This is a genomic window from Streptomyces sp. cg35 (genome assembly GCF_050410835.1).
Classification (GTDB): domain Bacteria; phylum Actinomycetota; class Actinomycetes; order Streptomycetales; family Streptomycetaceae; genus Streptomyces.
Map to the genome: position 1 here is coordinate 5,919,024 of NZ_CP191268.1, position 22,324 is coordinate 5,941,347.

Here is a 22,324-nt window from a genome sequence, read left to right on the forward strand (position 1 = left end):
AACAGCGAGGGGGCGTGACCGTGGGGGTGGGTCCACCTCGTGAAAAGGCTGACCACTGACCGTATGACTTCCAGCGGCCCCGTAGCAATCCTCCGTGACGCCAATCACCTTATAAAGGGGCAAACGTCATGGAACGCTTGGGACCATTTTCCCGTCAGGGGTCCGGTCTTCCGGGGCTTTGTCCGCTCCTCGAAACCCGGGAGCGTCTGATTGGTCACGTCACGTAGATTGCGGAGCATGTCAGGGGCAACACGTGCGGCACGGCAGGGCGTGGCGGAAGCGCGCCGGATCGTGGTCAAGGTCGGATCGTCATCGCTCACCACGGCCGCCGGGGGCCTGGACGCGGACCGCGTCGACGCCCTGGTGGACGTCCTGGCCCGGCATCGCGGGGCAGGGGAGAAGGAGATCGTCCTGGTCTCCTCCGGCGCCATCGCCGCCGGGCTCGCCCCGCTCGGCCTGACCCGCCGCCCCAAGGACCTCGCCCGCCAGCAGGCCGCGGCGAGCGTGGGACAGGGCCTCCTGGTGGCGCGCTACACCGCCTCCTTCGCGCGCTACGGCGTCCGCGTCGGCCAGGTGCTGCTCACGAGCGACGACATGGCCCGGCGCGCCCACCACCGCAACGCCTCGCGCACCCTCGACCAGCTCCTCGCGATGGGCGCCTTCCCCGTCGTCAACGAGAACGACACCGTCGCCACCGACGAGATCCGCTTCGGCGACAACGACCGGCTCGCCGCTCTCGTCGCCCACCTCGTCCACGCCGACCTGCTGGTCCTGCTCTCCGACGTGGACGGCCTCTACGACGGCGACCCCAGCAAGCCCGGCACCTCCCGCATCGCCGAGGTGCGCGGCGCCGCCGACATAGCGCACGTCAAGATCGGCAGCGCCGGGAAGGCGGGCGTCGGCACCGGCGGCATGGTCACCAAGGTCGAGGCGGCCTCGATCGCGGCCGCGGCCGGCATCCCGGTGGTGCTGACCTCCGCCTCGCACGCCTCCGACGCCCTCGCCGCCCGCGACACCGGCACGTACTTCCACCGCACCGGCCGGCGCAGCGCGGACCGGCTGCTCTGGCTCCAGCACGCGTCCACCCCGCAGGGCTCGCTCACCCTCGACGACGGCGCCGTACGGGCCGTGGTCGAGCGGCGCACCTCGCTGCTGCCCGCCGGGATCGCCGCGGTGGAGGGCGAGTTCAGCGCGGGCGACCCGGTCGAACTGCGGGACGAGAGCGGCCGGGCGGTCGCCCGTGGCCTGGTCAACTTCGACGCCAAGGAGATCCCGCAGCTGATCGGCCGCTCCACCCGGGAGCTCGCCCGCGATCTCGGTCCCGCCTACGAACGGGAAGTCGTACACAGGGACGACTTGGTCCTCCTCCGGGCGTGATCTGCGCCCGTCCGCCTTCGAAACCGCTGTGCAAACGGCCGGAAAGCCTGTCACCCGCGGGGGACCTTCCCCAAAACCACCCCACGAAGCCTCGTGGCCTGCTCAACTCTTGATGCAGGGAGTTCAGGCAGGGAAGTTCCGCACGACCATTGCGCGAAGGAGGCCGTCGTGAGACGAGTGCGCCCGGGGGCGTCGCCCCGAGGGTCGGCGGAGCGTGCACTGACCAGCGTGGCCGCCGGGGACGCGTACGAGGAGGAAGCCAGGGGCGACACCGTGTCCGACAAGGGCACGATGGCCGAAGAGGGCCCCCGCCTGTGGCACATCACGCTCAGCGTCTCCGGCGCCGAGACGTCCCTCGCAGAGGTCCGCCGCGGCCTCGAACAACTCGCTCACGACCATCCTTTCCTGCTGACCAGCCGCTATGCGGTCGACCACGCGGAGATCCGCTACTGGGAAGAGGCCCGCGATCTGCACGACGCGGCGGCCGTGGCGCTGCGCCTGTGGGGCGAGCACCGGCGGACCTCGCAGCTGCCGCCCTGGGAGATCGTGGGCCTGGAGGTCATCGACCGCCAGACCTACCACCACCGCATCGCGGAGGGCTACGGACCGCTTCCCGCCACCCCGGTCGGCGTACATCCCTTCTAGCGCACCGCGGGCGACCTGTGGTCGGACAGCGACAGAACCTTCGCCGAACCTGACCGTTTTCGGCCATGTCTCACCTCCCGAAACACCGTCTGGATGCCCGCCGTCCCCCGTTACGCTGCGGAGCATGACGTCGCTTTCGCTCAACCCGTACGACTCGATGACTCCGGTCACCCGGGCCGCGTACCGCGCCCGAGCCGCCGCCAACGACCTCGCCCCGCTGCCGCGCGCGGCGAAGGACGACGCGCTCGCGGCGATCGCCGACGCCCTCGAAGTGCGGACGGCGGAGATCGTCGAGGCCAACGCCAAGGACATCGCCCGCGCCCGTGAGGCCGGCACCAGCGAGTCGATCATCGACCGGCTGACCCTGACCCCCGAGCGGGTCCGCGCCATCGCCTCCGACGTGCGCGACGTCATCGCCCTGCCCGACCCGGTCGGCACGGTCGTCCGCGGCAACACCCTCCCGAACGGCATCGACCTGCGCCAGGTCCGCGTGCCGCTCGGTGTCGTCGGCATCATCTACGAGGCCCGACCGAACGTGACGGTCGACGCCGCCGCCCTCTGCCTCAAGTCGGGCAACGCCGTGCTGCTGCGCGGCAGTTCCTCCGCGTACGAGTCGAACACCGCGCTCGTGCGCGTGCTGCGCGACGCCGTCGGCGGCAGCGGCCTGCCCGCCGACGTGATCCAGCTGGTCCCCGGCGAGAGCCGCGACTCGGTCACCGAGCTGATGCGCGCCCGCGGCCTGGTCGACGTCCTGATCCCGCGCGGCGGCGCCTCCCTCATCAAGAACGTCGTGGAGAACTCGATCGTCCCCGTGATCGAGACGGGCACCGGCAACTGCCACGTGTACGTCGACGCCGAAGCGGACATCGACATGGCCGTCGACATCCTCGTCAACTCCAAGGCGCAGCGCCCCTCCGTCTGCAACGCCGCCGAGACGCTCCTCGTGCACCAGGACATCGCCGACGCGTTCGTGCCGCGCGCCCTGGACGCCCTCGCCGACGCGGGCGTCACCGTCCACGCCGACCCGCGGATCCTCGCGTACGCGGACCGGTCCAAGGCCACCGTCGTCGAGGCGACCCCCGACGACTGGGAGACCGAGTACCTCTCGTACGACATCGCGGCCGCCGTCGTCGAGGACCTGGACAAGGCCGTCGAGCACATCCGGCTGTGGTCCTCCGGCCACACCGAGGCCATCGTCACCACCTCGCAGGCGGCGGCCCGCCGCTTCACCCAGCTCGTCGACTCCACGACGGTCGCGGTCAACGCCTCCACCCGCTTCACCGACGGCGGCCAGTTCGGCTTCGGCGCCGAGATCGGCATCTCCACGCAGAAGCTGCACGCCCGCGGCCCCATGGGACTGCCCGAGCTGACGAGCACCAAGTACATCGTCACGGGCGACGGGCACACCCGTTAAGAGTCTTGTGGGGTGAATTCCCTTACCGTCTGCCCAAATTGACCCCTCCGGTCTACTCTGGACGGGTGCCGGAGGACGTGGGGGGCACGCCGTTCCCGGACGGCTGGGAGCCCGACGACGACCACGACCGCGGGGGCTGGGACGAAGAGTTCGCCTCCGTGGTCTTCGACGAGGACTTCGTGAAGTCTGCCGAAGTCCATGAGCCGACCGCGGTCGAGCGCCTGCTCGCCGCGGCGCAGGCCCGTGCCGAGGCCCAGGAGGCCGAGGCCCGCAGGGCGCGCATACGCCGGGGACCCGACGACGACTTCTACGAGGACGGCGACGGCTACGGCCTGGACGACGCCGACGCGTTCGGCCGCGCTCCGGACGACGCCGACGGGCTGTACGAGGAGGGCCTGGAGCGGGACGGCCGGACCGGATCCCACGCCGGCATGATCCGCTGGCGCAGGCCGGTCGCCTGGGCCCTCGCGCTGCTCATGGGCATCGGCATGGTCGCCCTCGCCTTCACGGCCGTCTACCGGGGCGCCTCGGCGGGCCGCGACGACAAGGTCCCGCCGCCCGCGACGACGGAACTGGAGAAGAGTCTGCCGGGCTCGCCCTCCGCCTCCGCCGACTACTCGCGCCCGGCGGTTTCCGCGGTCCCGAGAACGCCCTGAGCGGCGGCGCGAGAGGCTGTCGGAAGTTGTCGCACACCAGGGCGTTTACCTGAGGTCCCGGAGACCTACCCTGAAGGTATGGGCGGGCCAGGAGACCCACCGGAGGGGACACCGGAGAGCGGCCCCGGCGGTGGCAGCGGAAGCGAGGACGAATACCGATCCGTCGTGTTCGACGAGTCGTTCGTCCGTGCTGCCCGCCTCCAGGAGTTCTCCGCGCAGGAGCGGATCACCGACCACGCGCCCGCCGTACGCCGCATGCCCGCACTGCGCCGCGGCCTGACCAGGCAGGCCGTCATACTCGTCGTCCTGATCCTCCTGGCCTTCGGCACCGCGATCTACATGGGCGTACGCAGCCCGTACCGCACGACCCCCGTCGCCCGGCACACCGAACCGCTGCGGATGACCGTCATCCCGCTCGCCCCCGCCGCGGCGGTCCCGGGCGCCGCCTCCGCCCACGACCTGTACGAGCACAGCCCCGCCGCCCGCTTCCGGATCGCCGCCGACGGCATCACGCTGCCGGCCGTCCAGCGCACCGCGCACTTCTCCGACAGCCAGGTCATCACCGCGCTGACCACCGTCAAGGACTACCTCGTCGACTCCTCGCTCGACCCGGACGTGCTCACCGGGGGAGCCCTCCGGCCCGTGCGCATGCTCGTCGACCCGCAGCAGCTCGACCAGTTCGACCAGAGCTTCGACCGGCCTGCCGCGGACGGGCGGCACGCGGCGACCGGCTGGCTCGTCCGCTTCGACCCGGCGCAGGCCGAGCTCGCCGACCCCCGCATACGGGTCCAGGGCACCCTGCACGCCGCCGAGACCGACACGGACACCCTCGAAGTGACCTCCGACCACACCTTCGTGTACGCGCTGCGGCCCGCGGACGCCGCCGACGGCGCGCGGGCCTCCCTGTTCACGGTCCGCCGCGAGCTGCACTTCCGCTTCGACCGCGAGGACCTGCGCAACCACCAGGCCGAACTGCTCGTGTCCTACGTCCAGGCCGGCCCGCTCGCCTGCTCCGCGGACTCCACCGAGCATCTGCACCCGCTGCTCGCGGGCCAGACGGCGAAGAAGGGCGGCCCGGCGGGCACCGACCCGTACGCGACGGGCAGTGCGACCGCGCTGTGCGGCGCGCTCGCACCGGGCGCCCAGCCGTCCCTCAAGAGCTAGCGGCCGCCCCTCAAGAACCGGCGACCGCCCGCGGGCCTACTCGTCGTCGGCGGTGCCGTGGTTGCCGTTGTTGCCCCCGCCGTTGCCGGCCCCGAAGCTCCCGAAGCCGCGCCGCACCCGGCCGCCGAGGTCGCCGGCGCCGCCCGCGATGTCGCTGACCAGCTTCATCAGCGGGTCCTTCGAGCTCTTGACGTGGTCCGTGTAGTGCGCGGCCGACTCGCGGAACGAGTCGGTCACCGACGTGTCCTTGTCCTCGGTGCGGCGCGGGTAGTGGCCGTCCATCAGCCGCTGGTAGTCGCGGGTCTCCGCCCACTTCTTCAGCTCGGCGGCGCGCACCGTGGTGAACGGGTGGGAGCGCGGCATCACATTCAGGATCTTCAGGACGGAGTCCCGCAGATCGCCCCCGGCCTCGTACTCCTCGGCCTGCTTGAGGAACGCGTCCACGTTCATCTCGTGCAGGTGATTGCCGCCCGCGATCTTCATCAGGCCGCGCATCGAGGCCTGCAGGTCCTGGCCGACCAGCAGTCCCGCGCGGTCCGCCGACAGTTCGGACTTGCGGAACCACTCGCGCAGCGCCGTCACGATCGCCATGATCGCGAGGTTGCCGAGCGGGATCCACGCCACGCGCAGCGCGAGGCTGGTCAGGAACAGCAGGATCGTCCGGTACACGGAGTGACCCGACAGCGCGTGGCCCACCTCGTGGCCGACGACCGCCCGCATCTCCTCCTCGTCGAGCAGCTCCACCAGGCCGGTGGTGACGACGATGATCGGCTCGTCCAGACCGATGCACATCGCGTTCGGCTGCGGGTCCTGGTTCACGTACATCGGCGGGACCTTCTCCAGGTCCAGGATGTAACAGGCGTCCCGCAGCATCGAGTTGAGGTGCGCGAACTGGTCGTCGGACACCCGCACCGAGTCCGAGAGGAACAGCAGACGCAGGCTGCGCTCCGGCAGCAGACCGCTCAGCGCCTTGAAGACCGTGTCGAAGCCGCTGAGCTTGCGCAGCGCCACCAGGGCGGAGCGGTCCGCGGGGTGCTCGTACGCCCGGGAGGAGATGCCCGGGAAACGCCGGCGCTGCCTGCTGGGTACGTTGTCGTGCTGCTCGTTCGGTTCGTCGGGCATGCGGCCCCCCATGTCGATGGCATGTCGATGACGGTCGAGTCGGTCGAGTCTGTCGAAGCGTTCGGTTGTGCCCCCAAGGTGGGGTCCAGACTAGGCGGAGATACCGTGACGGGGCAGCACACAGAAGGAGCGAACCGTCATGGATCAGCACACCGACGCCGTCCGGCTCGACCACGTGGTCAGTGCGGCAGCCTCCGATCAGGGCGCCGGCAACCTGTTGCGCATCGTGCTGGTCGTGGGGGTGCTCGGCGCCGTCTTCCTCGCCTGGTTCCTGCTGCGCGGCTACAAGCGCGACGACTGAGGGCGACTGAGAGCGACTCAGGACGACTCGGGACGCCTGGGACAGAGCCACCGGAGCGGGTGACCGGCACCGGGTGTGCGACCGTCCGAGGGCCGTACGGCAGAGTCGGCGTGAGCGCCGCGAGGCGCCCCGCTTACGATGGGCCGGAAGTCTTTATCCCGATCCCACACCGGATAGGTCCTGCTGAAGATGAGCCTCCCAAGCACCGCTGCCCAGCTGGCCACTCTCGCCGCCGAGGGCGGCGAGCACGGCGGCAACCACGAGAGCATCAGCCCCTTGATGACGGGCGGCGCCGCCCTCGTCATCCTGCTCCTGCTGCTGTGGATCGTGACCCGCTTCAACCGCGACCGCTGAGCCCGGAGGGCGGAGCACTCGGATCGGGCCAGTAGGCTCTGCACGCATGGGAGCGCAGGACATGCCTACCGGCCCGGTCAACAGCCCGGCCGGCGGCCCGGATCGCGAGTGGGTGTCACCCGCCAAGCGACGCCTCGGCGTCATGGGCGGAACGTTTGACCCGATCCACCACGGACACCTGGTGGCGGCCAGCGAGGTCGCCGCGCAGTTCCACCTCGACGAGGTGGTGTTCGTACCGACCGGGCAGCCGTGGCAGAAGAGCGACAAGAAGGTCTCCCCGGCCGAGGACCGCTATCTGATGACGGTCATCGCCACCGCGGAGAACCCGCAGTTCTCGGTCAGCCGCATCGACATCGACCGCGGCGGCCCGACGTACACCACGGACACGCTGCGCGATCTGCGCGCGCTCAATCCGGACACGGACCTCTTCTTCATCACGGGCGCCGACGCCCTCGGCCAGATCCTCACCTGGCGGTACACCGAAGAGCTCTTCTCCCTGGCACACTTCATCGGCGTCACCCGGCCCGGCCACCCGCTCACGGACCCGGGCCTCCCGGAGGGCGGCGTCTCGCTCGTCGAGGTGCCGGCCCTCGCGATCTCGTCCACGGACTGCCGGGACAGGGTCGCCAAGGGGGACCCCATCTGGTACATGGTGCCGGACGGTGTGGTGCGCTACATCGACAAGCGCCAGCTGTACCGAGGCGAATGACCCTGCACCGCCGAGAGGGGCATCGGTGAACGACCGCTACGACGGTTACGACCAGCGCAACGAGCAGTACGAGCTGGTCGGCTACGACGAGTTCGGCCAGCCGGTGTACCGGCAGGTCCAGCAGGCGCCGTCGTACGAGCAGCACTCCGGGTACGGATACGGCTACGACCCGTACGCGACCGGGCAGCAGCCGCCGGTTCCGCCCGCTCCGCCGCAGCAGCAGCCCGCGCAGTCGTACGACCCGTACGGCACCGGCACCTACGACCCGTACGGCCAGGCCGCCGGGACCGGTGAACAGCCCCGGGTCGCCCAGCCGAGCCGGCAGCAGACCGAGCAGGCCACCGCCTACATCCCGCAGCAGGCGCCGCCGCCGCAGGAGCCCGACCGGCAGGACCGCGAGTACCGCACCGAGCAGTTCTCCTTCGTGGAGGAGCCGGACGAGAACTCCGAAGACGTCATCGACTGGCTCAAGTTCACCGAGTCGCGCAGCGAGCGGCGCGAGGAGGCCAGACGGCGCGGCCGCAACCGCGTCGTCGCCCTCGTCGTCGTCCTCGCCCTGTGCGTCGTCGGCGGCGTCGGCTACCTCTGGTACGCGGGCAAGCTGCCGTTCCTGTCCGAGGACACGGCGAAGAGCGGCGCCGAGGCCGCGGCCGGACCGCAGAACCGCGACGTCATCGTCGTCCACCTGCACAACACCAAGGGCGGTGAGACCTTGTCGGCGCTGCTCGTCAACAACAGCACCACCGGGCAGGGCACGACCGTCCTGCTGCCCAACACCCTCGCCCTGACCGACGAGGACGGCACCGCCACCACGCTGCGCAAGTCCGTCGACGACGACGGGTCCTCGGGCACCAGCGGCGCGATCGACACCCTGCTCGGCACCGACGTCGAGGGCACCTGGCGACTCGACACCCCCTACCTGAACAACCTCGTCGAACTCGTCGGCGACATCGACATCGACACCAACGCGGACGTGCCCGACCCGGCCAAGAAGGGCACGGACCTCGTCCACAAGGGCGAGAACCAGACCCTCAGCGGCCCGATGGCCGTCGCGTACGCCACCTACCAGGGCAAGGGCGAGGCCGAGACGGCGCAGCTCATGCGGTTCGGCCAGGTCATGCAGGGCGTGCTGCGCAAGCTGTCGTCCGACCCGCAGGCCGCGACGACCACTGTGCAGACGCTGGCCCAGATCCTCGACCCGTCGCTGACCGAGAAGGACCTCGGCGCCTTCCTCGCCAAGCTCGCCGACCACGCCAAGGAGGGCGACTACAAGACCGCCCTGCTCCCGGTCCAGCAGGGCGGCACCCTCTCCGAAGCCGCCGCGAACTCCGTGGTCAAGGACGTCCTCGGCGGCACCGTGAAGGCCCCCGCCAAGGGCGACTCGCTGCGCGTCGCCATCAAGAACGCCACCGGCGTCAAGACCCGCACCGAGACGGCCCGCGTCGCCCTGGTCAACGGCGGCTACACCTTCGTCGAGGGCGGCACCGGCACCTCGCTGGCCACGTCCCAGGTGACGTACGGCGACGACGCAGGCAAGCAGGACGCCGTCGAGGTCGCCAAGACGCTCGGCCTGTCCACCTCGGCGGTGAAGAAGGGCAAGGCCGCGGCGAACGCGGACGTGTCCGTGGTCCTCGGCCAGGACTACACCGGCAAGTGACCTCCCGGTGGCCCCGGAACCGTGCGGTCCGGGGCCACCGGCGACGCCGTGAGGCCATCCGGCGGTCCGTGAGACCCTTGGGGTAACCCCGTGAGGGATTCTGACCGCCGACCGAAAGCCTTGTAGTGACCGCCACTGACCGTTCCCTCGAGCTCATCACCGTCGCCGCACAGGCGGCCGCCGACAAGCTCGCGCACGACATCATCGCCTACGACGTCAGCGACGTGCTGTCCATCACGGACGCCTTCCTGCTGGCCTCCGCGCCCAACGACCGCCAGGTCAAGTCGATCGTCGACGAGATCGAGGAGCGGCTGAGCAAGGAGCTCGGCAGCAAGCCGGTCCGCCGCGAGGGCGACCGCGACGCCCGCTGGATCCTGCTCGACTACGTCGACATCGTCGTCCACGTCCAGCACAGCGAGGAGCGCGTCTTCTACGCCCTCGAGCGCCTCTGGAAGGACTGCCCCGAGCTGGACCTGCCCGCCGACGCCAAGGCCACCCGCGGCAAGGGCGCGGAGCACGCCCAGCGCGAGCAGGCCGCGGAGGACGCGGAGGACATCCGCGAGCTCGGCGGTGAGGTCCTTTGACCAGCGGCTCCCACCGGGGCCGCCGGGTCGTCCTGTGGCGCCACGGCCAGACGTCCTGGAACCTGGAGCGCCGCTTCCAGGGCACCACGGACATCGAGCTGACCGAGGCCGGCGTCGCCCAGGCCCGCCGCGCCGCCCGGCTGCTCGCCTCGCTGAAGCCGGACGCCATCGTCGCCTCCGACCTCAAGCGGGCCGCGGCCACCGCGGGCGAGCTGTCCGCCCTGACCGGCCTCGACATCACGCACGACGAGGGTCTGCGCGAGACGTACGCCGGTGAGTGGCAGGGCCTGACGCACGACGAGATCATCGCGCGGTACGGCGAGCAGTACGCCGCGTGGAAGCGCGGCGAGCCGGTGCGCCGCGGCGGCGGCGAACTGGAGACCGAGGTCGCCGACCGGGCCGCGCCCGTCGTGCTGCGGCACGCGGACAAGCTGCCGGACAACGGCCTGCTCGTCGTGGTCAGCCACGGCGGCACCATCCGCACCACCATCGGTCGCCTCCTGGGCCTGGAGTCCCACCACTGGGAGGGGCTCGGCGGTCTGTCGAACTGCTGCTGGTCCGTCCTCGGTGAGGGCGCGCGCGGCTGGCGGCTGCTCGAGCACAACGCCGGCACGCTGCCCGAGCCGGTCCTCGGCGACGACGACTGAGCCGGTCCCCGTGGGCCGCGGGGACCGGATTTCACTTTCCGGCAGGTCGCAGGCTAAAGTTCTTCTTGTTCGGCCCGCCGGGGAAAACACCGGGGGGAAGAGCACAGCAAGGGGCTATAGCTCAGTTGGTAGAGCGCCTGCATGGCATGCAGGAGGTCAGGAGTTCAATTCTCCTTAGCTCCACAGGAATCGAAGATCCCGTCCCGTCAGGGGCGGGATCTTTCGTTGTCCGCGCGCAGTCTTCCCAGCAGCGCGCGGGTCTCCTCGTCCGCCGGCGAGTACGCGACGATCCGGCACTCCGGCATGTTGTCGATCGTCAGCGACGTCGACGTCATCCGCAGCTCGTCACCGAGCTCCTGGTGCCGGAACGTCTTGACGTACCGCCCGGGCGGCGCGACGTCGCCGCTGCGCCACAGCTCGGCGAAGCAGTCGCTGGCCCCGGACAGGGCGTGGATGAACTCCTCCCATACGGGCTCGCCCACATGGCGCCCGTACGCCGAGCGCAGGATCGCCACCATCACGGGCAGCTCGCTCTCGCGGAAGAGCAGCGGGCACAGCTCGTCCGGAGCGACGAACAGCGTCCACATCGCATTGGCGACCCGCTGAGTGGTGGGATCCCTCAGGTCCCGTGAGACCCGGAAGAGCAGGCGGTACGCGAGGTTCGTGGCCAGCAGGTCGTAGCGCGCGTTGTACACCACCGCCGGGAGCGGGTCGAGGGCGTCGAGAATGCCCTGCACGTCCGCCGCGACCGTGCTCGGCCCGGACTCCGGCGCCGAGGCGAACGGCACCCCCGCCAACTGGTACAGGTGCTCCCGCTCCAGCCGGTCGAGCCGCAGCGTCCGCGCCACCGCGTCCAGGACCTGCGGAGAGGCGTTGATGGGGCGGCCCTGCTCCAGCCACGTGTACCAGGTGACGCCGACACCGGAGAGCTGGGCGACTTCCTCGCGGCGCAGACCGGGCGTGCGCCGGCGCGGGCCCGGCGGCATGCCGACGTCCTGCGGAGTCACTCTGGCCCGGCGGCCGCGCAGAAAGGCGGCCAGCTCGGGCCTGCGGCGGTCGTGCGTGCGCGCTGCCGTGCGGTCCGTCGCGGTCATCGTCGTCACATCCCCCATCGTGTGCGCCGGCGCGGTGCCCCGGAAGGCACGTACCGGGTGCTGCCAGTACCAGCATCAGCGGGCTCTCGGCACCCGTATCCGATCGGCGTCAGGCTCCAGCCATGACGACGACCACCCCGGAAAGCCCGCGTTCCCCAACTCCCGGATCCAGTAAAGCCCCTGGCACTGACAACAGCACCGCGCCCGGTCGCGGGCGGCTGCTCGCCGTGGTGCTGATCGCCCAGTTCATGGCGGTCCTCGACGTGTTCATCGTGAACGTTGCCGCTCCCACGATGCGCAGCGAACTCGACGCGTCCGGCGCCGCACTGCAGCTCGTCATCGCCGGATACACCATCACGTACGCCGTGCTGCTGATCACCGGCGCGCGGCTCGGCGACCTGTTCGGGCACCGCCGGGCCGTGCTCGGCGGGCTCGCGGTGTTCACCGCGGCCTCGCTCGCCTGCGGACTGGCGCGGAGCAGCGGCGAGCTGATCGCGTTCCGCATGCTGCAGGGCGCGGGGGCGGCGCTGATGATCCCGCAGGTGCTCAGCCTCATCCAGCGCCACTTCACCGGGGACTCCCGCACCCGGGCCCTCGGCGCGTACGCAGCCGTGCTCGCCGTGGGCGCCGCGGCCGGGCAGGTGCTCGGCGGGGTGCTGGTCAGCGCCGATCTGTTCGGCACCGGCTGGCGCTCGGTGTTCCTCGTCAACGTGCCCGTCGGCCTGGCCCTGCTCGTCCTCGGGCGACGGGAACTGCCCCGCGACGGTGCGCGCCGGGCGGGGAGCGCGCGGCCGCTCGACCTGCCGGGGCTCGTGCTGCTCGGCGGGGCCGTCTCGCTGCTCACCGTGCCGCTCGTGCTCGGCCAGGAAGAGGGCTGGCCGCTGTGGTCCTGGCTGTGCCTGGCCGCTTCCGTCGTGGTGTTCGCCCTGTTCTGCGGCTACGAGGCAGCCCTGGCGCGGCGCGGCGGCGCACCGCTGATCGCGCCGCGGGTACTGCGCGTGCCCGGCATCGGCCTCGCCGTCCTGCGGATCCTCGCCGGGATGGCCGTCAACGCCGGCTACCTCTTCGCGCTGACCCTCCACGTACAGAGCGGCCTCGGCTACAGCGCGCTGCGCGCCGGGCTGACGTTCGCGCCCACCGCCGTCGTGTTCGGCGCGGTCGGACTGACCTGGCGGCGCTGGCCCGCACGCCTGCAACCGGCCCTGATCCCGGGCGGGTTCGTCCTCGCGGCGGCGGGGGCGCTCGGCACCGGGCTCGCGCTGCGCGGCGGGGACGGCGGCGGATTCTGGCTCTACGTCTCCTTCGTGGCGATCGGCGCGGGCCTCGCGCTCGGCTTCAGCCCGACGCTCACGAAGGCCCTGGCGACGGTGCGGCCGCAGGACGCGGCCGACGCCAGCGGGCTGCTCGCCACCGTCACACAACTCGGCCAACTCGTCGGGGTCGCCGCTTTCGGCGCACTTTTCCTCAACCGCCTTGAGGCGTCGGAGGCTCCTGGGGCGTATACATCTGCGGACGCCCTCCTGATGTGCGCTTATGCGCTGGCCGGGGCGGCTCTCCTGGGTGCCGTGTCCGGACTGGTACGCAGGCGTCGCTGACCGTATTGCTCCGGCCGTGGCAGAATCGGACGGCCGGATGGGGGCTGCGTCCGACCGACGAAGACGGCCCGACGGGAGGGAGTGCGCGATGCCCTTGAGCATCAACGAGGAGGCCGACCGCCTCCTCGGCGTGGCAGTGATACCCGCCGAGCCCCCGGCCCCGCCCCGTACCTCCGGCGACGTCCCCCTTGCTGCCGGGGACGTTCTCCTCAACTGTCCGTCCTGCGGCTCCCGCCACGTCGCCCAGATGCTGGGCGACAACGGCGGGATCTCGTACGTGTGCACGGCCTGCGGCCACCTCTGGAGCTGATCGATGGGTGCACACAGGAGGAAGTGCGATTGGTGCGGCAGCGGTACGCCCATCGTGCGCGACATGGAGCCGGTGAACCCGGACTACCAGTACTGGTGCGAGGAGTGCGCGCGGGCGCTGATCATAAAGGGCGACCCGATCGAGACGTATCGGGAACTGGAGGGCGAGCCGATCTACGGCCGCCTCCTCGACGAGCACTGCACCCTCAAGCGGTTCTACTCGTTCGCCACAGCCTGACCCCGGAGTACACCAGGAAGGCGTACGCCGCTCCTACGTAGAGCGCCGACAGCGCCGACTGCTCCATGTTCTGGTGCAGTTCGGGCCTGCCCGAGCCGTGCGGCACCCACCACACCGCGTACGAGCAGAACAGTGCCGCCATGACGGCGGCGGTACGCCGGCGGCCCGACTCCCACACCAGCAGGACCAGCGGCACGCACCACACCCAGTGGTGCGACCAGGAGACCGGACTGACCAGGAGCGCCGTCGTCGCGCACGCCACCACGGCCTGGGCGCGCCGTCCGCGCAGAGCCGCCGCGACGGCCACCGCGAGGCCGAGAGCGCCCGTCACGGCGGCGGCCAGGGCCCACCACGGGCTCGGGTCGCCGGTGTGCAGCAGCCGGGCCAGGGCGCCGCGCAGCGACTGGTTCGCGGTCTCCTCGGCATGTCCCACCCGGCTCGCCTCGAAGACCATCCGGGTCCAGAAGCGGCGGGAGTCGTACGGCAGCACCACGGCGGCCAGCGCCGTGGCACCGAGGAACGCGCACACCGCCACGCACGCGGCCCGCAGCCACGGCCACCAGGCCCCCCGCCTGGTCACCGCCAGCGTGATTCCCGTACACACCAGGAAGACGGCGAACAGCGCCGGCGTCAGCTTGACCGCCGCCGCGACCCCGATCCCCGCACCCGCCCACCGGTGCCCCGGTCGCCGCGTGAGATCCCACAGGACCAGCACCGCCAGCAGGAGATTGACCTGCCCGTAGCGCAGCGTCGTCCACACCGGCTCGCACCACACGGCGCCCGCGGCCACCCACAAGGCGTGCTCCACGCGCGCGTGCCGCCCCACGAGCCGTAAGGACAACTGCACGAAGGCGACAAGGAGAGCGAGGTTCGCGACGGTCGCCGTAGCGCGCAGCGTGACGACATCCAGGAACGTCAGCGGAATGAACAACAGCGCGGCGAACGGCGGATAGGTGGTGGGCAGCCGGGCATGAGTCGCCCGCAGCGCATACAAGTCGCCACCCGCTCTCGCGGTCGCCCCCTCCGCTCTGTAGACCATCAAGTCGATCATCGAGACATGGGCGGCCCGCTGGGCGATCCAGAAGCTCACGAAGGAGAGCAGGCAGACGGCCAGGGCCGCGGGCACGCGGCGATGGGCGCGGGGCAGGACGAGGGCGGTCACGTCAGGCGACCCTAGTGGCCCTATCCGTCCTCTTTCCGTACAGAGCGGGGCAGATGGGAAACGATTTGGTGATGCACCTGGGGGACCGTGTAATGTTGGCGTCGCCGCCGGGGAAACCGACAGGAAAACCGGGCGGAGCACAGCAAGGGGCTATAGCTCAGTTGGTAGAGCGCCTGCATGGCATGCAGGAGGTCAGGAGTTCAATTCTCCTTAGCTCCACAGTAATGTGAAGCGGGCCATCCGATCGGATGGCCCGCTTTCGTGTGTCCCCTCCCTTGCTGCCCTTGCTGCCCTTGCTGCCCTTGCCGTCCTTGCCGCCCGTGTCTCCGGCGCCTACTTGCGCGCCCGGCTGCGGCCCGGCGGCAGCGCGGGCGGGAGTGCCGGCCGGGGCGGCAGCGCGGCCGCGTCCTCCTCGACGCGCAGGGCCAGCGCGGGGCAGCGCCGCACGGCGCGTACGGCGTTCGCCTCCGAGTAGCGCGGCACCACCGCGTCCGCGACCGCCGGGAAGCCGTCCGGGCCCAGCTGGATCAGCTCCGGCACGATGTCCGCGCACAGGCCGTGGCCCCGGCACAGCGTCCAGTCGACGGCGAGCCGCTTGCCGCTGGGCGCCGTGCTCGCCGGCGCCTCCGTGTGCAGCGGCAGCACCCCGCGCACCGGTCGGCCGCAGCCGGCGCCCAGCACGTGTGCCGCCAGGTCGTCGGTGAACGCCGAGACCGTCGACTCGATGAACGCCGCGGAACCGTCGGGGTGCTTGCACGCCCCGCGCCGCTTCACCGCGCGGGTGACCTGGCGCAACGCCTCCAGGGCGGTGGGCCCGCCACCGTTCAGGACGTCCTCCAGGCCGCGCGCCGCCGCCGGCAGGCCCAGATAACAGGGCCCGCACTGGCCCGCGCTCTCCGAGGCCAGCCACTGCGCCACCTTCAGAGCTTCGCCGAGCGGGCAGGTGTCCGGGCCGATCGGCAGGATCGCCCCCGCACCCAGAGCGCCCCCGCACGCCTCCAGGGACGCACGGGAGACGATCGCGTCCTGCGCGCCGACCCCGTCCAGCCACTTCCCGTGATAGCCGCCCGTGAGGACGCCCTGGGGGAGCGGGGGAGCGCCCGCCAGCTGGAGGACGTAGCGCAACGGGACGCCGGAGGGCACCTCCAGGACCATGGGGCGGGCGACGGCGCCGGAGAGCGTCAGCAGGACGGTGCCGGGCTCGTCGTGCAGGCCGGTGCGGCAGTACCGCTCAGGGCCCGTGCGAGCGGCGACGGCGAGCTGGGCGAAGGTCTCCGCGTTCGACAGGAGCGTGGGGGCGCCGCCCACCCCGGAGTCCGAGGCACGCACCTTGCGGCCCGGCGGCATCGGCGGACCGCCGTCCGCCGAGCGGATCAGCGCGGAGGACTCGCCGGTCACCATCCGCACCGGGTTGCGCTGCACGCGCGCGCGAAGCGGGGAATTGCGCCGGTTCGACAGACCGCGCTCGGCGAGGGCCGCCTGCATCGACGCCTCCGTGGAGTCGCGGGTCACACCCACGACGAGCGTGCGCGCGCCGATCGCCTCGGCGACCAGCAGGGCGCCGTCCAGGATCAGGTGGGGGGCCCGGTTGATGAGGACGGTGTCCTTGCGGCAGGCGGGCTCGTCCTCGCTGCCGTTGACGACGACCACGGGGCGTACACCGCGCCGGATCGCCGACTCGGCGACCGCGCGCAGCTTCTTGGCGAAGGGGAAGCCCGCGCCGCCCCGGCCGCGCAGCGACACCGCCTGGGCCAGCTGCGCGAGCGACTCGCCCGCCATGGGTTCCAGCGGGCCGTGCACCTTGAGATGCATGTCGAGGTCGAGCCGCTCCACGAGGTCGAACCCCGACGTGAGCTGAGGAAGTCCGACGACGCGGACTTCGGGGACGTCGGGCAGCGCCGTGTTCACTGCGTGCCTCCGTAGGGCGTGGTCCAGGGCTCGCCCGACGAGGGGGCCTGGAAAGGGCCGGGGAGCGGTTCGGTGGGTGGCTCGTTGTCAGCGAACGTGCCGTCGTACTTGTCTCCGTATGGCCTCTCCCCGTACGGCTTCTCTCCGTACGAGGAGTTGCTGCTCTCGTATGCGGCGTCGTACGAGGGGACGCCTCCGTAAGGCGTGTCGTACGTGGGGTCGTACGCGGAAGGCGGCGCCTCGGCCGGGGGCGGGGGCGACGGAGCGGGCCAGCGCTGGGTGGGTGCGGGTTCGAGGGGCGCCGCGTAGGTGGGCTCTACATAGGTGGCCTGCAGCGGCTCCGTGTACGAGAGCGAAGACGTCGGCGCCTCTCTGCGCGGAGTCGCGGAGACAGCACGGTAGGCGGCCGCGAAGCCGACGCCGGCCGGTGCGGGCGCCGGGCGGGCCGGGGCCTCGGTGGCGGGCAGCGGCTGTGCGGCCACGTCGCGTGTCATGCCGCGGTCCGCGTCCCGTGCCGCGTCACGCGCGGTGCGCGGCCCCGGGTCCAGGAAGGCGAGAATGCGGGCCGCCACCTTGCGCTTGACCGAGCGGGGCGCCGCCCGCAGGCCCACCGCGCCGGCGACCGCGAGCAGGCACAGGCAGTACAGGACCACCACGTACGTCTTCGGTGGCCGCCCCGCATACAGGCCGTGCATCAGGGCCATGCACCACGCCGGATAGGCGAGCATGTGAGTCGCGCGCCAGCGCGCGGCGAGTCGTGCGGGGGAGGCCATCGAGCTGCGCAGCGCGCCGGTGACGCCTGTGGTCACCATGAGCAGCCCGGCGAGCACTCCGATGCCGATCAGCCCGCTGCTGCCCGTGACGCCCGCCCCGAAGGGGACCAGCGCCCCGATGAGGGTCACATGGGCCAGCGCCACCTTCACGCTGACATGCAGCAGCAGGAAGCCCAGCGAGGCGACCGCGGTGGCCCGGTGGACGCCCTGGGCGAGCAGTCGCTGCCGGGAGGTCAGGAACAGCCGGTCCGAGGCGACCAGGCCCCATACGACGGACGCCGTGAGGGAGACCAGGGACAGCACGCCCGTGGTGAAGTCGAGCGCCGCCCGGAAGGCGTCGCTCCCTGTGACCACGACCACAGGGATGAGCAGAAGGACCGCCGCGCACAACACCCCCGTTGTCGCGCGGCGGCTGCTACCAGTAGTGCGTGAACTCCGCTGTGTGAAAAGGGAGTTCAGGCTGTGAGGGGTTCGAGGGTTCATGGGGGCGACTCCGAATGGTTCGGCACAGTGGACCCACAGCCCGCACTCTAGGTCGATGAATACCAGCCAGTACGAGGTTTGAGTTATCTCGCCGTTATCTAGAGGAAGCCCGGTATTTGTGTTGCCCCGATAGCGGCCGGTACGCGGAGTAACCCTTGGCCCTGGGTGGGGCGCGTGGAAGCCCGTCGCGGCCCGCGCGGGGCCTGCGGTACCCTGACGCCATGCGTGCCGTACGCCTTCTGCTTAGCGAGCCGCGCTGATCAGTCCCGACCCGCCCCCAGGGCGTGAGGTCGGAATCGGCGCGGCGTCCCCTCCTGTGCGAGGGGCTTTTTCATTTCCCAGGCACAGGCCGCGGCAGAGACGATCGATGGAGCTTTGAGGATCATGAGCGAGACGAATACCGCCGCCCCTTCCGAGGCGGCGGTCGCGCCGCACCGCTACACGGCGGCCATGGCCGCCGACATCGAGGCACGCTGGCAGGACTTCTGGGACGCCGACGGCACGTACGAGGCGCCCAACCCGACGGGCGACCTGGCCGGTGACTCCGAGGAAGCCAGGGCGATCGCCGCCCGCCCCAAGAAGTTCATCATGGACATGTTCCCGTACCCCTCGGGTGCGGGCCTGCACGTCGGCCACCCGCTGGGCTACATCGCCACGGACGTCTACGCCCGCTTCCAGCGCATGACCGGGCACAACGTGCTGCACACCCTGGGCTTCGACGCGTTCGGCCTGCCGGCCGAGCAGTACGCCGTGCAGACGGGCACCCACCCGCGCACGTCGACCGAGGCCAACATGGAGAACATGAAGGCGCAGCTGCGCGGCCTGGGCCTGGGCCACGACAAGCGCCGGTCGTTCGCCACGATCGACCCGGAGTACTACAAGTGGACGCAGTGGATCTTCCTGCAGATCTTCAACTCCTGGTACGACGACGACCTGAAGAAGGCCCGTCCGATCGCCGACCTGGTCAAGCAGTTCGAGACCGCCGAGCGCGCCGTTGAGGACGGCCGCGCCTGGACCGAGCTGACCCAGGTCGAGCGGGCCGACGTCCTGAGCGCGTACCGCCTGGCGTACGCCTCCGACGCGCCCGTGAACTGGGCGCCCGGCCTGGGCACCGTCCTGGCCAACGAGGAGGTCACCGCCGACGGCCGCTCCGAGCGCGGCAACTTCCCCGTCTTCAAGGCGAAGCTGCGTCAGTGGAACATGCGCATCACCGCCTACGCGGACCGCCTGCTGGACGACCTGGACGGCCTGGACTGGCCCGAGGCGATCAAGCTGCAGCAGCGCAACTGGATCGGCCGCTCCGAGGGCGCCCGGATCGACTTCGCGGTCCCGGCCGGCTCCGGTTCCGGCGAGGAGGCGATCACCGTCTTCTCGACCCGCCAGGACACCCTGTTCGGCGCCACCTACATGGTGCTGGCGCCCGAGCACGACCTGGTGGAGAAGATCGTCCCGGCCGCCTGGCCCGAGGGCACCCACGAGGTGTGGACGGGCGGTCACGCGACGCCCGCCGAGGCCGTCGCCGCGTACCGCAAGCAGGCCGCCTCGAAGTCCGACGTCGAGCGCCAGGCCGAGGCCAAGGACAAGACCGGCGTCTTCACCGGCGCGTACGCGATCAACCCGGTCAGCGGCGACCAGGTCCCCGTCTTCATCGCCGACTACGTGCTGATGGGCTACGGCACCGGCGCGATCATGGCCGTCCCGGCGCACGACGCCCGTGACTTCGCCTTCGCGCGCGCCTTCGAGCTGCCGATGCGCTGCGTCGTCGAGCCGTCGGACGACCGCGGCACCGACCCGGCCGCGTGGGACGACGCGTTCGTCGCGTACGAGGCGAAGCTGGTCAACTCCGCGAGCGACGAGATCAGCCTGGACGGCCTGGGCGTCGCCGACGCCAAGGCCCGGATGACCGAGTGGCTGGCCCGCAAGGGCATCGGCCACGGCACCGTGAACTTCCGGCTGCGCGACTGGCTGTTCAGCCGCCAGCGCTACTGGGGCGAGCCCTTCCCGATCGTCTACGACGAGGACGGCGTCGCGCATGCGCTGCCCGAGTCGATGCTGCCGCTGGAGCTGCCCGAGGTCGAGGACTACAGCCCGCGCACGTTCGACCCGGACGACGCCGACACGCAGCCCGAGACGCCGCTGTCGCGCAACGAGGAGTGGGTCCACGTCACGCTGGACCTGGGCGACGGCCCCAAGAAGTACCGCCGCGAGACCAACACCATGCCCAACTGGGCGGGTTCGTGCTGGTACGAGCTGCGCTACCTGGACCCGCACAACAGCGACAAGCTGGTCGACCCGCAGATCGAGCAGTACTGGATGGGCCCCCGCGAGGGCATGCCCACCGGCGGTGTCGACCTGTACGTGGGCGGTGCTGAGCACGCCGTGCTGCACCTGCTGTACGCCCGCTTCTGGTCGAAGGTGCTGTTCGACCTGGGCCACGTCTCCTCGGCCGAGCCGTTCCACAAGCTGTTCAACCAGGGCATGATCCAGGCCTACGTCTACCGGGACGCGCGCGGTATCGCCGTCCCGGCCGCCGAGGTGGAGGAGCGCGACGGCGCGTACTACTACCAGGGCGAGAAGGTCAGCCGCCTGCTGGGCAAGATGGGCAAGTCCCTGAAGAACGCGGTCACGCCGGACGAGATCTGCGCCGAGTACGGCGCGGACACGCTGCGCCTGTACGAGATGGCGATGGGTCCGCTGGACGTGTCGCGGCCGTGGGACACGCGCGCGGTGGTCGGCCAGTTCCGCCTGCTGCAGCGGCTGTGGCGCAACATCGTCGACGAGGCGACCGGCGAGGTCACCGTCGTGGACGTGCCCGAGGCGGACATCGACGTGGCCACGCTGCGCGCCCTGCACAAGGCGATCGACGGCGTGCGCGGCGACCTGGACGGCATGCGCTTCAACACCGCCATCGCCAAGGTCACCGAGCTGAACAACCACCTGGTCAAGTCCTACGCGGGCGGCGCGCTGCCGCGGTCCGTCGCCGAGAGCCTGGTGCTGCTGGTCGCGCCGCTGGCCCCGCACGTCGCCGAGGAGCTGTGGCGCAAGCTGGGCCACACCGACTCCGTCGTCCACCGGGACTTCCCCGTCGCCGACCCCGAGTACGTCGTCGACGAGTCCGTGACCTGCGTCGTGCAGATCAAGGGCAAGGTCAAGGCCCGCCTGGAGGTCGCCCCGTCGATCTCGGACGAGGAACTGGAGAAGGTCGCCCTGGCCGACGAGAAGGTCATCGCGGCGCTGGACGGCGCCGGCATCCGCAAGGTGATCGTGCGGGCGCCGAAGCTGGTGAACATCGTGCCCGCGTAGGCACTCAGGGTTGTTCCCTACGGGCAGGTTGGGGGTTCTGATGGAACCCCTGGCCTGCCCGCTCCGTTTACGGTGGAGAGGCGGGACAACGGGGTGGACGGACGAATCGGAGGAGCGCCGTGGAAGCTGTGCTGGTGATCGTGGCGCTGATCTTCATCGCGTTTCTCGCGCTCGGCGCGTACGCGACGGTGAAGGCGGTCGGCGCCGCCAAGCGCGGGGTGGACCGCACGGTCGCGCAGGCCCGGCGCACCGTGGAGGACACCACGCTGCGGGCCAGGACCTTCGCCCAGCCCGGGGCGGCGAGCGAGCTGGCGCAGCTGCGTCTGAAGCTGCGCACCTCCATGCGGGCCACCCAGGACTCGCTGCACGCGCGCGTGGCCGAGGACACCACGCTCAAGGAGTCTCTCGGCCTTTTCCAGCGCCTGAGCGCGCACGGGCACGAGCTGGACGCCGAGCTCAAGCGCCTGGAGAGCGAGCCCGACAAGGCCCACGTCAGGCGCCTGCTGCCGGATCTGAGGGCACGCACGGAGCAGATCACGGCGTCCGCCGACGCGCTGCGGCACGCGGCCCGGGACCGGGCCAGCCGCTTCGCGGGCGACGACCTGGACGCGCTCAGCGCGCAGATCGACCTGGAGGCCGGGGCGCTGCGGCACTGGACGACGGAGGACGGCACGCGGACCGCTCCGCAGGCAGCTCCACGAGCCGCCGAGGACACCGGTACGGTTCAGGAGCCCACACGGCAGGCGATCACTCCGCCAGGTGTGCGGCCGGTGTATCCGTGGCAGAAGAAACCCCGTCCCGAGAGCACGACTTGATCCCTGGCCGACGG

At 71.2% G+C, this 22,324-nt stretch carries 21 protein-coding genes and 2 tRNA genes; 18 read left to right on the top strand and 5 right to left on the bottom strand.

Annotated features, from left to right (window positions below; all coding sequences use genetic code 11):
* The first annotated feature begins 270 nt into the window (after positions 1–270).
* From proB to ACQUQD_RS27025, 5 genes are all read left to right on the top strand, one after another.
* Complete coding sequence (proB, locus tag ACQUQD_RS27005; protein WP_428957666.1) at positions 271–1,377, top strand: glutamate 5-kinase; 1,107 nt, start codon at positions 271–273, stop codon at positions 1,375–1,377.
* A 168-nt stretch (positions 1,378–1,545) separates the two neighbouring features.
* Positions 1,546–2,022: a hypothetical protein gene (locus tag ACQUQD_RS27010; RefSeq protein ID WP_428954723.1), complete on the top strand. Its 477-nt coding sequence runs from the start codon at positions 1,546–1,548 to the stop codon at positions 2,020–2,022.
* 124 nt (positions 2,023–2,146) lie between these two features.
* A complete protein-coding gene (locus ACQUQD_RS27015; RefSeq protein WP_428954724.1) occupies positions 2,147–3,436 on the top strand; it encodes a glutamate-5-semialdehyde dehydrogenase in 1,290 nt (429 codons plus the stop codon).
* A gap of 65 nt (positions 3,437–3,501) precedes the next feature.
* Positions 3,502–4,092, top strand: coding sequence for a hypothetical protein (locus tag ACQUQD_RS27020; RefSeq protein ID WP_428954725.1), 591 nt, complete (start codon positions 3,502–3,504; stop codon positions 4,090–4,092).
* Positions 4,093–4,170: 78 nt separating this feature from the next.
* Positions 4,171–5,256, top strand: a complete 1,086-nt coding sequence (locus tag ACQUQD_RS27025) for a hypothetical protein (RefSeq protein WP_428954726.1) — start codon at positions 4,171–4,173, stop codon at positions 5,254–5,256.
* Positions 5,257–5,292: 36 nt separating this feature from the next.
* Here ACQUQD_RS27025 and ACQUQD_RS27030 read toward each other — a convergent pair whose 3' ends face one another.
* Positions 5,293–6,378, bottom strand: a complete 1,086-nt coding sequence (locus ACQUQD_RS27030; protein WP_428954727.1) for a M48 family metallopeptidase — start codon at positions 6,376–6,378, stop codon at positions 5,293–5,295.
* A 139-nt stretch (positions 6,379–6,517) separates the two neighbouring features.
* Between ACQUQD_RS27030 and ACQUQD_RS27035 the strand changes: the two genes are divergently transcribed.
* The 7 genes from ACQUQD_RS27035 (at position 6,518) to ACQUQD_RS27065 (ending at position 10,813) form a co-directional block, all read left to right on the top strand.
* On the top strand, positions 6,518–6,679 hold the full coding sequence (locus tag ACQUQD_RS27035) for a hypothetical protein (RefSeq protein ID WP_428954728.1): 162 nt from the start codon (positions 6,518–6,520) through the stop codon (positions 6,677–6,679).
* A gap of 189 nt (positions 6,680–6,868) precedes the next feature.
* Positions 6,869–7,033, top strand: a complete 165-nt coding sequence (locus ACQUQD_RS27040; RefSeq protein WP_428954729.1) for a hypothetical protein — start codon at positions 6,869–6,871, stop codon at positions 7,031–7,033.
* 46 nt (positions 7,034–7,079) lie between these two features.
* On the top strand, positions 7,080–7,742 hold the full coding sequence (gene nadD / locus ACQUQD_RS27045; RefSeq protein ID WP_428954730.1) for a nicotinate-nucleotide adenylyltransferase: 663 nt from the start codon (positions 7,080–7,082) through the stop codon (positions 7,740–7,742).
* Positions 7,743–7,767: 25 nt separating this feature from the next.
* Positions 7,768–9,399 carry an LCP family protein gene (locus tag ACQUQD_RS27050; RefSeq protein ID WP_428954731.1) on the top strand — a complete coding sequence of 544 codons (1,632 nt, stop codon included), beginning with the start codon at positions 7,768–7,770 and terminating at the stop codon, positions 9,397–9,399.
* 125 nt (positions 9,400–9,524) lie between these two features.
* Positions 9,525–9,983, top strand: coding sequence for a ribosome silencing factor (gene rsfS, locus ACQUQD_RS27055; RefSeq protein ID WP_428954732.1), 459 nt, complete (start codon positions 9,525–9,527; stop codon positions 9,981–9,983).
* A complete protein-coding gene (locus ACQUQD_RS27060; RefSeq protein ID WP_428954733.1) occupies positions 9,980–10,630 on the top strand; it encodes a histidine phosphatase family protein in 651 nt (216 codons plus the stop codon). Before rsfS ends, ACQUQD_RS27060 begins: the two co-directional genes overlap by 4 nt.
* Before the next feature lie 110 nt (positions 10,631–10,740).
* Positions 10,741–10,813 (top strand) — tRNA-Ala (locus ACQUQD_RS27065).
* Positions 10,814–10,836: 23 nt separating this feature from the next.
* Here ACQUQD_RS27065 and ACQUQD_RS27070 read toward each other — a convergent pair.
* Positions 10,837–11,742, bottom strand: a complete 906-nt coding sequence (locus tag ACQUQD_RS27070; protein ID WP_428954734.1) for a helix-turn-helix transcriptional regulator — start codon at positions 11,740–11,742, stop codon at positions 10,837–10,839.
* A gap of 104 nt (positions 11,743–11,846) precedes the next feature.
* On the opposite strand from ACQUQD_RS27070, the gene ACQUQD_RS27075 reads away from it, so the two are divergent.
* The 3 genes from ACQUQD_RS27075 to ACQUQD_RS27085 all read left to right on the top strand — a co-directional run bounded on the left by ACQUQD_RS27075 (position 11,847) and on the right by ACQUQD_RS27085 (position 13,866).
* Positions 11,847–13,319 (top strand): MFS transporter, encoded by a 1,473-nt coding sequence (locus ACQUQD_RS27075; RefSeq protein WP_428954735.1) that lies wholly within the window; start codon positions 11,847–11,849, stop codon positions 13,317–13,319.
* A gap of 88 nt (positions 13,320–13,407) precedes the next feature.
* Complete coding sequence (locus ACQUQD_RS27080; RefSeq protein WP_428954736.1) at positions 13,408–13,629, top strand: hypothetical protein; 222 nt, start codon at positions 13,408–13,410, stop codon at positions 13,627–13,629.
* Between the two features lie 3 nt (positions 13,630–13,632).
* Positions 13,633–13,866 (top strand): hypothetical protein, encoded by a 234-nt coding sequence (locus ACQUQD_RS27085; RefSeq protein ID WP_016643127.1) that lies wholly within the window; start codon positions 13,633–13,635, stop codon positions 13,864–13,866.
* Here the strand turns inward: ACQUQD_RS27085 and ACQUQD_RS27090 are convergent.
* Positions 13,835–15,028 (bottom strand): glycosyltransferase 87 family protein, encoded by a 1,194-nt coding sequence (locus ACQUQD_RS27090; RefSeq protein ID WP_428954737.1) that lies wholly within the window; start codon positions 15,026–15,028, stop codon positions 13,835–13,837. The genes ACQUQD_RS27085 and ACQUQD_RS27090 overlap by 32 nt on opposite strands.
* 146 nt (positions 15,029–15,174) lie before the next feature.
* Between ACQUQD_RS27090 and ACQUQD_RS27095 the strand changes: the two genes are divergently transcribed.
* Positions 15,175–15,247: transfer RNA gene (locus tag ACQUQD_RS27095), tRNA-Ala, on the top strand.
* A 114-nt stretch (positions 15,248–15,361) separates the two neighbouring features.
* On the opposite strand, the gene ACQUQD_RS27100 is transcribed toward ACQUQD_RS27095, so the two are convergent.
* Both ACQUQD_RS27100 and ACQUQD_RS27105 read right to left on the bottom strand, forming a co-directional pair.
* Positions 15,362–16,936 carry an NADH-ubiquinone oxidoreductase-F iron-sulfur binding region domain-containing protein gene (locus ACQUQD_RS27100; protein WP_428954738.1) on the bottom strand — a complete coding sequence of 525 codons (1,575 nt, stop codon included), beginning with the start codon at positions 16,934–16,936 and terminating at the stop codon, positions 15,362–15,364.
* Positions 16,933–18,063: a hypothetical protein gene (locus ACQUQD_RS27105; protein WP_428954739.1), complete on the bottom strand. Its 1,131-nt coding sequence runs from the start codon at positions 18,061–18,063 to the stop codon at positions 16,933–16,935. Before ACQUQD_RS27105 ends, ACQUQD_RS27100 begins: the two co-directional genes overlap by 4 nt.
* A gap of 513 nt (positions 18,064–18,576) precedes the next feature.
* On the opposite strand from ACQUQD_RS27105, the gene leuS reads away from it, so the two are divergent.
* The gene (gene leuS, locus ACQUQD_RS27110; RefSeq protein ID WP_428954740.1) at positions 18,577–21,495 is read left to right on the top strand and encodes a leucine--tRNA ligase; all 2,919 of its coding nucleotides are present in this window, start codon (positions 18,577–18,579) and stop codon (positions 21,493–21,495) included.
* A gap of 119 nt (positions 21,496–21,614) precedes the next feature.
* Entirely contained in the window at positions 21,615–22,310 is a 696-nt protein-coding gene (locus tag ACQUQD_RS27115; protein ID WP_428954741.1) for a hypothetical protein, read from the top strand.
* Positions 22,311–22,324: the final 14 nt, after the last annotated feature.

What these genes read in the sequence shown, in the direction of transcription:
- ACQUQD_RS27015 (WP_428954724.1), top strand. Translation starts at nt 2,147, where the DNA reads ATGACGTCGCTTTCGCTCAACCCGTACGACTCGATGACTCCGGTCACC.
- ACQUQD_RS27025 (WP_428954726.1), top strand. Translation starts at nt 4,171, where the DNA reads ATGGGCGGGCCAGGAGACCCACCGGAGGGGACACCGGAGAGCGGCCCC.
- ACQUQD_RS27030 (WP_428954727.1), bottom strand. Translation starts at nt 6,378, where the DNA reads ATGCCCGACGAACCGAACGAGCAGCACGACAACGTACCCAGCAGGCAG.
- ACQUQD_RS27035 (WP_428954728.1), top strand. Translation starts at nt 6,518, where the DNA reads ATGGATCAGCACACCGACGCCGTCCGGCTCGACCACGTGGTCAGTGCG.
- ACQUQD_RS27040 (WP_428954729.1), top strand. Translation starts at nt 6,869, where the DNA reads ATGAGCCTCCCAAGCACCGCTGCCCAGCTGGCCACTCTCGCCGCCGAG.
- nadD (WP_428954730.1), top strand. Translation starts at nt 7,080, where the DNA reads ATGGGAGCGCAGGACATGCCTACCGGCCCGGTCAACAGCCCGGCCGGC.
- ACQUQD_RS27070 (WP_428954734.1), bottom strand. Translation starts at nt 11,742, where the DNA reads ATGGGGGATGTGACGACGATGACCGCGACGGACCGCACGGCAGCGCGC.
- ACQUQD_RS27075 (WP_428954735.1), top strand. Translation starts at nt 11,847, where the DNA reads ATGACGACGACCACCCCGGAAAGCCCGCGTTCCCCAACTCCCGGATCC.
- ACQUQD_RS27080 (WP_428954736.1), top strand. Translation starts at nt 13,408, where the DNA reads ATGCCCTTGAGCATCAACGAGGAGGCCGACCGCCTCCTCGGCGTGGCA.
- ACQUQD_RS27085 (WP_016643127.1), top strand. Translation starts at nt 13,633, where the DNA reads ATGGGTGCACACAGGAGGAAGTGCGATTGGTGCGGCAGCGGTACGCCC.
- leuS (WP_428954740.1), top strand. Translation starts at nt 18,577, where the DNA reads ATGAGCGAGACGAATACCGCCGCCCCTTCCGAGGCGGCGGTCGCGCCG.